13 protein-coding genes are annotated in these 12,930 nt (G+C 68.9%); 6 read left to right on the top strand and 7 right to left on the bottom strand.

Annotated elements, in window-relative coordinates; genetic code table 11:
• The first annotated feature begins 34 nt into the window (after positions 1-34).
• Positions 35-685, top strand: a complete 651-nt coding sequence (locus tag ACWPXE_RS23210) for a hypothetical protein (protein ID WP_454019702.1) — start codon at positions 35-37, stop codon at positions 683-685.
• On the opposite strand, the gene ACWPXE_RS23205 is transcribed toward ACWPXE_RS23210, so the two are convergent.
• The 6 genes from ACWPXE_RS23205 to ACWPXE_RS23180 form a co-directional block, all read right to left on the bottom strand.
• Positions 675-1,468, bottom strand: a protein-coding gene (locus ACWPXE_RS23205; RefSeq protein ID WP_454019701.1) for an IS5 family transposase whose coding sequence is annotated in 2 segments (ribosomal slippage) — positions 675-1,123 and positions 1,123-1,468 — 795 coding nt in all. Because the reading frame shifts where the segments join, the coding sequence is not laid out codon by codon here. The two genes, ACWPXE_RS23210 and ACWPXE_RS23205, sit on opposite strands and share 11 nt — an antisense overlap.
• 150 nt (positions 1,469-1,618) lie before the next feature.
• Entirely contained in the window at positions 1,619-2,590 is a 972-nt protein-coding gene (locus tag ACWPXE_RS23200) for a carbon-nitrogen hydrolase family protein (RefSeq protein WP_454019700.1), read from the bottom strand.
• Positions 2,587-3,288 (bottom strand): flavin reductase family protein, encoded by a 702-nt coding sequence (locus ACWPXE_RS23195; RefSeq protein WP_454019699.1) that lies wholly within the window; start codon positions 3,286-3,288, stop codon positions 2,587-2,589. The genes ACWPXE_RS23200 and ACWPXE_RS23195 overlap by 4 nt, the downstream gene beginning before the upstream one ends.
• A gap of 71 nt (positions 3,289-3,359) precedes the next feature.
• Complete coding sequence (locus tag ACWPXE_RS23190; RefSeq protein ID WP_454019698.1) at positions 3,360-4,418, bottom strand: ABC transporter substrate-binding protein; 1,059 nt, start codon at positions 4,416-4,418, stop codon at positions 3,360-3,362.
• Positions 4,415-5,257 (bottom strand): ABC transporter ATP-binding protein, encoded by an 843-nt coding sequence (locus tag ACWPXE_RS23185; RefSeq protein WP_454019697.1) that lies wholly within the window; start codon positions 5,255-5,257, stop codon positions 4,415-4,417. The genes ACWPXE_RS23190 and ACWPXE_RS23185 overlap by 4 nt, the downstream gene beginning before the upstream one ends.
• A 17-nt stretch (positions 5,258-5,274) precedes the next feature.
• Entirely contained in the window at positions 5,275-6,114 is an 840-nt protein-coding gene (locus ACWPXE_RS23180) for an ABC transporter permease (RefSeq protein ID WP_454019696.1), read from the bottom strand.
• Positions 6,115-6,409: 295 nt separating this feature from the next.
• Between ACWPXE_RS23180 and ACWPXE_RS23175 the strand changes: the two genes are divergently transcribed.
• The 5 genes from ACWPXE_RS23175 to ACWPXE_RS23155 all read left to right on the top strand — a co-directional run bounded on the left by ACWPXE_RS23175 (position 6,410) and on the right by ACWPXE_RS23155 (position 12,016).
• Positions 6,410-7,159: a TrmB family transcriptional regulator gene (locus ACWPXE_RS23175; RefSeq protein WP_200486611.1), complete on the top strand. Its 750-nt coding sequence runs from the start codon at positions 6,410-6,412 to the stop codon at positions 7,157-7,159.
• A gap of 200 nt (positions 7,160-7,359) precedes the next feature.
• Complete coding sequence (locus tag ACWPXE_RS23170; RefSeq protein ID WP_454019695.1) at positions 7,360-7,812, top strand: c-type cytochrome; 453 nt, start codon at positions 7,360-7,362, stop codon at positions 7,810-7,812.
• Between the two features lie 16 nt (positions 7,813-7,828).
• On the top strand, positions 7,829-9,181 hold the full coding sequence (locus ACWPXE_RS23165) for a cbb3-type cytochrome c oxidase subunit I (RefSeq protein ID WP_454019694.1): 1,353 nt from the start codon (positions 7,829-7,831) through the stop codon (positions 9,179-9,181).
• An 88-nt stretch (positions 9,182-9,269) separates the two neighbouring features.
• Positions 9,270-10,082 (top strand): CbbQ/NirQ/NorQ/GpvN family protein, encoded by an 813-nt coding sequence (locus tag ACWPXE_RS23160; RefSeq protein ID WP_145675542.1) that lies wholly within the window; start codon positions 9,270-9,272, stop codon positions 10,080-10,082.
• A gap of 26 nt (positions 10,083-10,108) precedes the next feature.
• Positions 10,109-12,016 carry a VWA domain-containing protein gene (locus ACWPXE_RS23155; RefSeq protein WP_454019693.1) on the top strand — a complete coding sequence of 636 codons (1,908 nt, stop codon included), beginning with the start codon at positions 10,109-10,111 and terminating at the stop codon, positions 12,014-12,016.
• Between the two features lie 4 nt (positions 12,017-12,020).
• Here ACWPXE_RS23155 and ACWPXE_RS23150 read toward each other — a convergent pair whose 3' ends face one another.
• The gene (locus ACWPXE_RS23150; RefSeq protein WP_454019692.1) at positions 12,021-12,923 is read right to left on the bottom strand and encodes a ferritin family protein; all 903 of its coding nucleotides are present in this window, start codon (positions 12,921-12,923) and stop codon (positions 12,021-12,023) included.
• Positions 12,924-12,930: the final 7 nt, after the last annotated feature.

Raw genomic sequence — 12,930 nt, 5'->3', positions numbered from 1 at the left:
GGCCATGGGCCTTTGCGCATTGGCAGGGGCCGGCTTGGCCATCCTCCTCTGGCGTCATGGAGGCGGGATCGCAGGAACGAGGCCGCTGGCAGCCTTCCTTCTATTGGTTGGTGGCTGGTCGGTTGGGCTGCTGATACCTGGACGGCTCGGCGCTGTGCTGATGGCTCTGGCGCCGCTGGGCGGTGCGCTGTTCGTCCATTTTTCCGCCCTCATGGCGGGATTGGGTAGGTCGGTGGTTCGCTGGGCCTACGGGGTGGGGGCGGTCGCCGCGCTCGCCGCGATTGTCGGCGGAACCGGGAGCTTCGTTCCGTGGCCGGGTACTGGCACGCTGTTCCGATACGAAGGGGCCGGGTTGGCGGCGAGTGCAACCACCGCCGTCCTCGCGGTCGTCGGACACCTGCTGCTGCTGCGCGCGTGGCGCACGGCCAGCGGGGTACGCCGACATCAGGTGGGGCTGGTGCTGCTGTCTTCCGGCCTCGGCCTGCTGTCGGTCAGCGGACTGGCGTTTCCAGTGCTAGGCATCGACACCTACCCGTGGCCGTTGCTGGTGCTTCCTCTTTACCTCGCCGTGCTGGCCTATGGCGTGCTGCGCTATCGGCTGATGGCGGTAAACCGCTGGGCGGTCCGGGCAGTGTGCTGGGGGCTACTGATCGCACTGGCCGCCCTATGGCCTGTTAGGACTTGAGCCAGTCGAGAGCGGCGGCCAAGCAAAGCACTCCCATGAAGGAGACGGCGGTCTTCTCATAGCGGGTGGCGATAGCGCGCCATTCTTTCAGCCGGGCCCACAGGCGCTCGACGATGTTGCGATTGTTGTAGATCCAGGCTGGACAGGCGACCGGCGCCTCGTTGCTTTTGGCTGGGACGGCGGGACGGGCGCCGAGGTCCCACACGTGCTGCCGGAAGGCATCGGACGCATACCCGCGGTCGGCCACGATCCACGCGGGCACGTCGGGGAGGATGTCCAGCAGATCCGGAGCGAGCGGCAGTTCGTGGGCTTGCCCGGGTGCCAGGGTAAAGCCCAGAGCGCGTCCGCCGCCGTCGGCTATCACGCAGGCCTTCGTGCCATAGCCGCCACGAGGCCGGCCAAGGCCCTCACGCACGTCTCGCCGTGCTCCAGATCCCCTTTTTTGGACGCACCCGCGGCCTTGGGGTGCGCCCGGATCGTGGGGCCATCCAGGAACGTCATGCCGAGCGCGACGCCGCGCTGCTGGGCCAGATCGAGCAAGCGCTCCCACACGCCCAGTCGTGCCCAGCGGATGAAGGTCTGCGCGGCCATCCACCACGGCCCCAAGTCGGGCGGGATGGCGCGCCACTTGGCTCCGTTCGTGTGCCGCCAGAGGATCGCCGTAACCGTGCGGCGCAGGTGCTGGGGTGGCGTCTTGCCGCGCGGGCGGCACGCTTCGATCAGCGGATGCAGAATCTTCCATTCCGCGTCCGTCAGAACCTCGCTTCCGTACTCAACTGCCATCCCAACCAAATGGGCACGGACCTCAAGCGCTAACAGCCCCTAACCCTCTCCCCGCTTTCGGCGGACCAAAGGTCCGCCTGTCGCGTCAGCGCAAAGTGTTTGCGCGTGAGCAGAGGGGAGAGGGGATTTTAAAGGCGATTACCGTGCCCGTCAGGCCGCCTCTTCGACCTTCTCGTTGCGCTCCGGAAGGGCGGCCTCGCGCACCGTGGCGACCGGCGCGCGCGGGGTCTCGTCGACGCGCATGCTGAACAGGTCCGGCCGCGCGTAATGGCCCACCGGATCGAAATCGAGCTTGGCGCCGACCAGATCCTCGACGTCCACCTCGGCGGTCAGGATGCCCTCCGCGTCGACCAGCGGGCCGGCCAGGATCTCGCCGAGCGGCCCGACGATGACGGAGCGGCCGTGCATCATCCACTCGTCCGGCCCGGCGTCGATGCGGCTGGCGTAGTCCTCCGGGAAGTCCGAGCGGCGCATCACCTGACAGGCGCCGATCACGAAGCAGCGCCCCTCCATGGCGACGTGGCGCATGGTGGCGATCCAGCTTTCGCGGTCGTCCGCCGTCGGGGCCGCCCAGAGCTGGACGCCCTTGGCGTAGTAGGCCGCGCGCATCAGCGGCATGTAATGCTCCCAGCAGATGGCGCCGCCGACACGGCCGAACGGCGTGTCCATGACGGTGAGGGTCGAGCCGTCGCCGAACCCCCAGACCAGCCGCTCCGACCCGGTCGGCATCACCTTGCGGTGCTTGCCCATCCGGCCGTCCGGCGACAGGTAGAGCACTGTGCAGTAGAGCGTTCCGCCGTCACGCTCGATGACGCCGACGACCGCGTGGATGCCGTGCCGCGCGCAGGCCGCCGACAGCGTCTCGGTCTCCGGTCCCGGCACCGTGATCGCGCCGCGGACGTAGCGGGCGAAGTCGGCGCGCCCCTCCGCCGTGCGCCGGCCGATCGAGCAGCCGAAGTCGAGCCCCTTCGGGTAGCCGCCGATGAAGGCTTCCGGGAAGACGGCGAGCGACGCGCCGGTGGACGCCGCCTCGGCGATCAGGTCGACCGTGCGGGCGGTCGCCGCGGCGGCGTCGAACGGCACCGTCGCCGCCTGCACCGCGGCCACTTTAACCTTGGTCATTCTTGTCGTTCCTTGCAGTGTGTTTCGGTGGATTGAGGCGCGGTGTCGGCCCAGACCGGCCTCACCAGATCGAAGACGTCGCGGGTGCGCAGATAGGCCGAGGGGCCATGCATGCGGGCGACGAGGTCGAGCGCCTCATGGTCGATGCGGGGGCGGTCGGGGTTGCCGGTCAGGACGCGCGTCGCGACATGGGCGTGCAGCACCTCGCCCACGAACAGCCACTGTCCGGGACCGCTTTCGAACTCGTGGATCAGACGGCATTCGAAGGCGACCGGCGATGCGGCGATGCGCGGCGGCCGGACCGCGACGCTCGGCAGGGTGGCGAGCCCGGCGAGCCGGGTCTCGTCCACCTCGGGCGGCGCCTCGACGCAGGTGAGGTTCATCGCCTCGGTGAGAGCGAAGGGGACGAGGTTGATGACGAACTCGCGCGTCGCCCGGATGTTGACCGCCGTGTCCTTCGGCCGGTCCGGGCGCGCGAGCACGCCGAGACAGACCACCGGCCGGTCGGAGCCGAAGACGTTGAAGAAGGAGTAGGGGGCCGCGTTCACCCGTCCCTCGGCCGAGCGGGTGACCGCCCAGGCGATCGGCCGCGGCAGGACCGCGGCGGTCAGAAGGCGGTAGCGGTCGGGTGCCGGCAGCGTGGCGAAGTCGAAATGGCGCGTTGGAGGGGCGGGGGCGTCGTCAAGTCGTAGGGTCATGAAGTCTCCTTCGGCGCGGCCCGGCACGGCCGCCGCCCCGTCCTGCGCGATGCGTCGGGATCGCCGGCCGATCAGCCGACGATCTTGACCGTCTTCGGATCGAAGTTCTGGGCGGCGAAGGCGGCGTCCACCTTGCCGGCGATGGTCGTGTCGACGAACTTCGAGACGTCGGGCAGGCGCGGCAGAAGCTTCGCCTCGACGCCCCATTCGGCGAGCTGGTTCAGCTTTTTGATCTGCTCGTCGGAGAGCGCCGCCTTGATGTCGGTGGGCGCCTTGGCGTTCCAGGCGGGGTCGTAGCCCGACGCCTTTTCCAGCACAGCCTCCGGGATGTTCTTCGCCGGCTCCAGCGAGCGGAACCAGCCGTTGACGAGGTCGTGGTTCTGGCTGGCGAAGTACAGCGCCTGGGAGTTGGCGAGCAGGAAGCGTTCCGCCACCTCGGGCCGGTCCTTGAAGAAGCGGTTGTTCGCGGTCAGCACGATGACCGGGGTCAGATTCTCCGAAACGACCTGGGCGAAGCCCGCGTTCTCGAAGAAGCTCACGAACGGGTCGTAGGTGAAGAAGGCGTCGATCCGCTGCGCGCCCACCGCGTCGGCCAGCTCCGCCGGGCCGACATTGACGAAGGTCATGTCGCGGCCGGGGACGAGGCCGGCCTTGGTCATCGCCTCCTGGGCGTTCTGGAAGGCGGTGATGCCGAAGGTGCCGTAGACCTGCTTGCCCTTCAGCCCAGCGACGTCGGTGATCCCCGACTTCTTGGTCACCAGCACCGCCGAGCGGAAGCGCGCTTGCGAGGCGATGGTGGTGACCGGCGCCCCGACCGCCATGGTGGTGACGGCGGCGAAGTCGGACAGCGTGCCGACGTCGGCCGCGTTCGACACGATCGCCTCGTTCACCGCCGGCGAGGCGTTGAGCTGGATCATGTTCATGTGCAGGCCGTTGCGGGCCGCGATGTCGGTGCGCATCAGCACATGGGCGATCTGGGCCGAGACGGTGGTGGTGTTGAACCAGCCCATCTTGACGACGTCCGCGCCCTGCGCGCGGAGGATCGCCGGCTTGGCGAGGGTTGCGGCGGCGGCGATGCCGGCGGCGAGCTGGCCGAAACGACGGCGCGAGAGTGTCGAGGTCACGTTCATTCCCCTTTTTGCCATTCGGGTTTCAGGGTCTCCCACAGGTCGTTGACCGTGGAGACGAACCAGGGATCGGAGCGCATCTCGGCCGTGCGGGGCCGCGGCAGCGGCACGGTGACCTCTTCGCGCACCCGGCCGGGCCGCGGGCTCATCACCACCACGCGGTCGGCCAGGAACACCGCCTCGTCGATGCCGTGGGTGACGAAGATCACCGTCTTGCCGGCCTCGGACGAAATGCGGGCGATCTCCTCCTGCAGAAGCACGCGGGTCTGCGCGTCCAGCGCGCCGAACGGCTCGTCCATCAGCAGGATGTCGGGGTCCGGGGCGAGCGCGCGGGCGATGGCCGCCCGCTGCTTCATGCCGCCGGAGATCTGGTGCGGGTACTTCTCCTCGAAGCCGGTCAGCCGGACCATGTCGATCAGCGAGCGGGCGATCTCCGCGCGCTCCTTCTTCGCCATGCCCTTGGCCTTCAGGCCGAACTCCACGTTCTGCTGCACGGTCATCCAGCCGAACAGCGCGTAGTCCTGGAAGACGACCGTGCGCGACGGGTCCGGCTTGACGATGGGGCGGCCGTTCTGCAGGAGCGTCCCGCTCGACGCCGACTGGAAGCCGGCGACGATGCCGAGCAGGGTCGACTTTCCGCAGCCCGAGGGGCCGAGCAGCGAGATGAACTCGCCGCGGCGGATGCGCAGATCGACCCCGTCGAGCGCGACCACCATGTTGTCGGACGAGGTCCCGCCATAGACCTTGCCCAGATTCCGGATGTCGATCTGGATGTCGGCCGGCTGGGCCTGCGGCGCGCCGGGGGGCGGGGCGGGGGTCTTGAGTGCGGTGTTGGCGGCCATGTTCCTTCGCCTCCTGCTCAATTGCGCTCGGAAGGCGCCCAGGCGTTCACCCGACGCTCGATCCGTTCGAGGACGGCGGACATGGCGAAGCCGACGAGACCGATGGCCACCATGCCCGCGACGACGTTGTTGATCTGGAACAGCATGCGCGACTGCTGGATCAGGTAGCCGAGGCCGGTCTGCGCGGCGATCAGCTCGGCGGTCACCACGCACATCCAGCCCACCCCCAGCGCGATCCGCAGCCCCGGCAGGATGATCGGCAGGGAGGCGGGGATCAGCACGTCGGTGAAGAGCTGCCAGGGCGTCGCGCCGAGGCAGAGCGCCGCGTTCATCTGGTTCCGGTCGAGGCCGCGCACCGCCGTGTAGGTGGCGACGAAGGCCGGGAAGACGGCGCCGAGGAAGACCAGGAAGTAGGACGCGGCGTCGCCGAGCCCGAACCACAGGATGGTGATCGGAATCCAGGCGAGCGGCGGAATGGGGCGAAGCGCCTCGACCACCGGCCGCACGAAGTCCGCGACGCCGCGCCACCAGCCGCACATCAGCCCGAGCGCCATACCGACGACGCAGGCGAGCGCGAAGCCGACGGCCACCCGCTGCAGGCTGGCGCCGAGATGGACCCACAGCGAGCCGTCGAGCGCCATGTCCCAGAGCGCCCCCGCCACCGCGACCGGCGAGGGCAGAAGGAAGGCGTCGATGACGCCGAGCGAGGTCAGCGCCTGCCAGACGGCGAAGAAGGCGGTGAGGCCCAGCGCCGCGCGGAAGGACCGGTCCGTCAGAATGCGGGGAGTCACGGCGCGGCGCGGCGCTCTCTGCATGAAGGGCGGTGCCGCCGCATGCGCTTTCGTGTTCGCTTCCATCACCTTCCCTCGTTCCACCGTTCGGCGCCGCCTCGTGGGACGTCAGCGTCCTTGGGCGACGACAAAACGATGACAGTGTCGGAAAAATCCGTCAATTCGAAAAATACAAATGAACGGCGCTCTCCAGGCCTAAACTTGCCGTTTTAACAGGCATTCGGCGAGATAAAAGCCCATTTCATCGTCATCTTGCTAAAGCAGTGACGCAAAGAGACGGCATTTTATCGGCAAAAACCGACGATGGACGGGTGGCGCGGAATCGGGCATGTTGCGACGCGATTCAAAAGGGAGCACGTGGGTGAATCTTGAGGAGAAGCTGTCCCGGATCGGCATATCGGGGACGCTCTACAAGCTCTATCTGACGACGATCCGTCTTGGCGGCGGCTCCGTGACGGAGGTGGCGGCGGGTGCCGGCATGGCCCGCACCACGGCGCACGACGCTCTCGCCAAGCTGGAGGCGGAAGGGCTCGTCCGCTTCGTCGATCACGGCAAGCGCCGCTTCGTGGTCGCCCAGGACCCGGGCATCCTGCTGGAGCGCAGCGAGGCCCGGCGTCAGATGCTCGAGGACGTGATGCCGGTGCTGCGGTCGATGTACCATCACGAGAACGGCCAGCCGAACGTCCGCTTCCATCCCGGTCCCGAAGGCATCCGCACCGTCCTGTGGGAGACGCTGAGCGGCGATGAGAAGGACCTGCGCGCCACCCTCTCCATGCGGGAGCTGATGGTCGAGCCGGGGCTGGAGGAGATGGAGCGTTACCTGAAGGAGCGGGCGCGGCGCGGCATCTGGCTGCGGGTGATCCGCTCGGAGGAGCGCGACATCGCCCCGATCTGGCCGTCGAGCCAGGAGGAGCGGCGCGAACTGCGCTACGCGCCCGCCACCTACAACCTGGCGATGACCTGCTTCATCCACGGCAGCAAGGTTTCGGTCATCTCGTCGGCCCGCGAGAGCTACGGCCTGATCCTCGACAGCGCCGATTTCGCGGCCTTCCAGGCGTCCATGTTCGACGCCATGTGGAGCCTGAGCACCCCGGCGCCGACCATTCCCTGAGCGCGCCGGCCGCGGGAAGCGCCGGGTTGGCCCGGCGCCCGCTTTTTCACACAGCCCTCAAATCCGGGCCGCGGCCGTCCACTTGACCGCCGTCAAGGATAGTCGCACCAAATCGGTCAACTTTCTCCGTCATGGCGCACGGCCAACGCTGCTCAAGGCCCCTCCGTTCCACGAAGGCCTGACCCAGGAGAAACGAACGCATGACGGAACGCTTCACCAAAGCGGCCGCCCGAAACATTTTTTACGGCGGATCGCTCTTCTTCTTCGCCGCCTTCGTCTCGCTGACGGCGGCAAGCCACATCTACGTCGTCAACACCGGCACCGACAGCAAGGGGCTGACCGACAGCGTCGCCCGCGGCAAGCATGTGTGGGAGAAGAACTCCTGCATCAACTGCCACACGCTGCTGGGCGAGGGCGCTTATTTCGCGCCGGAGCTGGGCAATGTCTGGATCCGCTACGGCGGCGACAAGGACCCGGAGGGCGCGCGCGCCGCGTTGGCCGGATGGATGGCCGCCCAGCCCAGCGGCATCGAGGGCCGCCGCCAGATGCCGCAGTTCAACCTGACGGAGCAGGAGGTCAACGACCTCGCCGCCTTCCTGGAATGGACCAGCCGCATCAACACCCAGAACTGGCCGCCCAAGATTTCCGGCTGACGAAGGACGAAAGGCCATGAAATACGAATCCCAAAAGGTCGCGCTGCCCTACTTCTACGGCGCGCTGGCCCTGTTCGGCGTTCAGCTCCTGGTCGGCCTGCTGGCCGGCACGGTCTATGTGCTGCCCAACGTCCTGTCGGAACTGCTTCCCTTCAACATCCTGCGGATGATCCACACGAACGCGCTGATCGTCTGGCTGCTGATGGGCTTCTTTGGCGCCGCCTACTACCTGATTCCGGAAGAGGCGGAGCGCGAGCTGCACAGCCCGAAGCTGGCCTACATCCAGTTCGGCCTGTTCATGTTCGGCGCGCTGGCCGCCGTCGTCGGCTACGTCTTCCGCATCCACGAGGGGCGCGAGTTCCTGGAACAGCCGACGTGGATCAAGGTCGCCATCGTCGTCGTGGCACTGATGTTCCTCTACAACATCTCCATGACGGTGCTGAAGGGCCGGCGCACGGTCATCACCAACATCCTGGTGATGGGGCTGTGGGGCATCGCGCTGTTCTTCCTGTTCTCCTTCTACAACCCGACCAACCTCGCGCTGGACAAGATGTACTGGTGGTACGTCGTCCATCTCTGGGTCGAGGGTGTGTGGGAACTGGTGATGGCCTCCATTCTCGCCTTCCTGATGATCAAGATGACCGGCGTCGACCGCGAGATCGTTGAGAAGTGGCTCTACGCCATCGTCGGCCTCGCCCTCTTCTCCGGCCTGCTGGGCACCGGCCACCATTACTACTGGATCGGCACGCCGGGCTACTGGCAGTGGATCGGCTCGCTGTTCTCGACGCTTGAGGTCGCCCCCTTCTTCTTCATGGTCGTCTTCGCGGTGAAGATGGTGCTGAAGGGCGGGCGCGATCACCCGAACAAGGCCGCCCTGCTGTGGTCGGTCGGTTGCGCGGTGACGGCCTTCTTCGGGGCCGGCGTCTGGGGCTTCCTGCACACGCTGTCCTGGGTCAACTACTACACCCACGGCACGCAGGTGACGGCGGCGCACGGGCATCTCGCCTTCTTCGGCGCCTATGTGATGATCAACCTCGCCATCTTCAGCTACGCCATGCCGCATCTGCGCGGCGTCGCGCCCTACCACCAGACCCTCAACAAGGCCAGCTTCTGGCTGATGACCGGCGGCATGACGGTGATGACCTTCGCCCTGACCTTCGCCGGGGTCGTGCAGGTCCACCTGCAGCGCGTGATGGGCATGGACTACATGACCGTCCAGGCGGAGATCGCCCCCTTCTACTGGGTGCGTCTGGCCGCCGGCGCGGCGGTGTTCATCGGCGCCGTCCTCTACCTCTACGCTCTGCTGGGGCCGGTGCCCGCGTCCCGGAAGGCCTCCGGGATCGGCGCTGCCGCTCAGCCCGCCGAGTGACCGGAGCCGCCCCCTCCTCCGCACACCGGGGGAGGGGGCGTTTCTTTTCCGCCTTCCGTTTCCGCCTTCCGTTTTCGAGGAGACACCCATGACCCGCAGCGCCCTGAAGGCCGTCGCGGACGACCTCGACATCCCCTATTACAAGGCCGTCGGCGACGAGTGCGAGCTGTTCGAGCACGCCTTCCGCCACCGCCTGCCGCTGCTGCTGAAGGGGCCGACGGGCTGCGGCAAGACGCGCTTCGTGTCGCACATGGCGGCCCGGCTGGGGCGTCCCCTCTACACGGTGTCCTGCCACGACGACCTGACCGCCGCCGACCTGACCGGGCGTTACCTGCTCAAGGGCGGCGACACGGTGTGGGCGGACGGCCCGCTGACCCGCGCCGTGCGCGAGGGGGCCGTCTGCTACCTCGACGAGGTGGTGGAGGCGCGCAAGGACGTGACCGTCGTGCTCCACCCGCTGACCGACGACCGCCGCCTGCTGCCGCTCGACCGCACCGGCGAACTGCTGGAGGCGCCGGACGACTTCATGCTGGTCGTCTCCTACAACCCCGGTTACCAGAACGTCCTGAAGACCCTGAAGCCCAGCACCCGCCAGCGTTTCCTCGCCATCGAATTCGACTTCCCGGCGCCGGAGGACGAGGCCGCCATCGTCGCCCGCGAGAGCGGCCTGCCGGAGGCGCGCGTCGCCCCGCTGGTCCGTCTGGCCGGCGCGCTGCGCGCCCTCAAGGGCCAGGATCTCGAGGAAGGCGTCTCCACCCGCCTGCTGGTCTATTGCGCGACGCTGATCCGTTCCGGCGTGAAGCCCGAGCGGGCCATCCGCACCGCGCTGATCGAACCGCTGACCGACGACGCCGACGTGCGGCAGGCGCTGCTGCGCGTCGCCGACATCGCCCTGGGCTAAGGGCAACTGGGGTAAGGGAAACGGACATGCTGTCGCTGCTTGAGCCCGAGGAATTCATCGGCCGCCACTGGCACCGCCTGGTCGGCGGCCGGTCGAGCCTGCCGCACCATCCGGACGCCGCGGTGACGCTGGAGGCGATCCGGCCCCGGCTGGCGGTGTTCTTCCGCGGGCTGGGCGGTGACCGGGGCGTGCGGTTGGCCGCCGCGGCGCGGGCGTCCTCCGGCCACCGGCTGTCGGTGCTGGAGCGCATCGGCCTCGGCACCGAACGGCTGGAGCGGCCGGCGCTGGACGGCGATGTGTTGCAGTTGCCCGCCCTGCTCGACGTGTTTCCCGACGCGGCGCTGAACGAGCGCCTCTACGAATGGCTGGCCGCGTACTTTGCGCACGCCGAGGCCGATGGCGAGACCCCCGCCGACCCGCTGCGGGCCGATGTGCGGGCGCTGCGGCAGGCCCACGCGACCACCGCGCGGGTTCTTGCGCGCTGGCCGGGTTTGACCCGCCTGCATGGCGAGCTGTGCGCGGCGCTGGTCGCCGTCCGGCCCAAGCGCTCCCTGCCGAAGGACGAGGCGATGGTGGAGGCGGCGGTGCTGGCTCTGCTGGGCGCCGGTGACGGCGGCGCGGCGCTGGACGGGACGATTCCCCTGGACCGCTTCACCGCTCCCGCCAGCTACAAGCCTTTCCTGCCGGTGCCGCTGTGGGGCGAGGTGTCGGGTCCCGCGCCGTCCGGTGCTTCGGCTGCGTCCGATGCGACGGAGGACGAAGCCGCAACCCCTTCCGCCGAAAGCGACGGCCAGCGCCGGAAGGCGACGCGGCGCGACAGCGATCAGGTGCAGCGCGAGGATCCGCTGATCCTGAACCGTTTCGAGAAGATCTTCGGTTTGGCGGAGATGCTGAACATCCCCCGCCCGGTCGATGACGACGACGAGGACGCCGCCCGCCAAGCCGCCGACGACATGGAGGAGATCGCGCTCGCCCAGCATCAGCGCAAGCCCTCGACCCGGCTGAAGCTCGATCTCGATCTGGCGCCCGCCGCCGTGGACGCGGCGCCGCTGACGGCGGTGCTGACCTACCCGGAATGGGACCATCGCCGCCGCGCCTACCACCCCGCCCATTGCCGCGTCGTCGCCGAACCGGCGCCGGAGGACGGCGAGGACTGGGCGCCCGACGAGGCTGCCCTGCGCCGCATCCGGCAGGTCCGCCGCCAGTTCGAGGCGCTGCGTCCGAAGCGCATGGTCTTCACCAGCCAGCCGGACGGCGACGACCTCGACCTCACCGCGCTGGTGCGCCGCTGCGCCGACCAGCGCGCGGGCGGGGCGGGCAGCGACCGCGTCTATCAGGCGGCGCGCAACGCGGCGCGCGATCTGGCGGTGGCGGTTCTTGTCGACACCTCGCTGTCCACCGACGGCTGGGTGGACGGGCACCGCGTGCTGGATGTCGAGAAGGAAGCCCTGCTGGCGCTGTCCAACGGGCTGAACGCCTGCGGCGACCCGCACGCCATCTTCGCCTTCACCTCGAAGAAGCGCGACTGGGTGCGGGTGCAGACGGTCAAGGAGTTCGACGAGCCCTTGAGCGCCCGGGTGCAGCGCCGCGTCCAGGCGCTGAAGCCCGGCCATTACACCCGCATGGGGGCGGCGCTGCGCCACGCCGCCGCCCGTCTGGCGGAGCGGCCCAACCGGCACCGCCTGCTGATCCTGCTGTCGGACGGCAAACCCAACGACGTGGACCATTACGAGGGGCGCTACGGCATCGAAGACACCCGCGTGGCGATTCAGGAGGCCCGCCGCCAGGGCATCGCCCTGTTCGGCATCACCGTGGACGCCGAGGCGCGCGACTATTTCCCTTATCTGTTCGGTCGGGGCGGCTACGCGATCTTCCCGCAGGTCACGCATCTGACCAAAGCCCTGCCGGCGCTGTACCGGCAGGTGGTGGGGTAGCTTCTTACCCCCTCGCCTCGATCCGCTCTGCCAGCAGCGCGAGGTGGCCCACCACGGCCTCCTGAAGGCGCAGGGATTCGGTCAGGACCAACTCGTCGGTCGCCTGGGCCGCCACGTCGCCGAAGGCTTCGGCGAGCCGTTCGGAGGCGGCGACCGCCGCGCGCAGGCAGGCGGGCGCGGTGTCGGGAACGGCGGCCTGGGACGCCGCCGCGTCGGAGCCGGCCGGAATCAACGCCCGTTCCTCTTCAGCAATTCGGCTCAGCAGCGCGGCACCGTCACCGTTGCCCAGGGCGAGCAGGCGCACCGCCAGCGCGTTGTGCTCCGCGGCGGTGGCGGACAGCAGGGCGACGGCCAGCCGCTCCAGTTCCGCTGGCGTGTCCGCGCGGGTCGGCTTGCGCTCCGCCCGGCCCCGTTCGCGGCGGAAGGCCTTGCGGCGCTCGCGCCGGAGCAGGGCGGCGTGGCGAAGCTCCTCGCGAGCAAGCGACTCGGCATGGGTGCGCACGGCGTCGTCCGGGGCGTTGGCGGCGATGTAGCTGTAGAAGGCGAAGGCGCGCTGCTCGTTGACCACCGCCAGCGACAGCGCCTGATAGGGCGTCAGCCACGTGCGCTCGGTCAGCTCTTCCCAGGAGGCGGCAAGCTCCGGCGGCAGGCGCCAGAGGAAGGCCGGTGCGTCGGGGGTGGGGCGGCCGAGGCTGCGCGCCCAGCCGTCCACCGCCTGCACATGGTCCTGCTCTTCCGCAATCAGGGCGCGGAAGGTGGTGGCGGTGTCGGTCTCGCCACGGCGGTCCATCAGAGCCGCCAACTGGGTGTAGCGGCGCACCGCCTCCTGCTCCAGCGCCAGGGCGATGCCCAGAAGATCGTCCAGCGAGCGGACCCCGCCCTGAGGCTCGTGGCGCAGCAGCGGCATGGCTTCA

It is taken from the genome of Azospirillum sp. Marseille-Q6669, assembly GCF_965111635.1.
The sequence above is the reverse complement of the archived record's forward strand: the minus strand, read 5'-3'. Positions and strand labels throughout refer to the sequence as shown.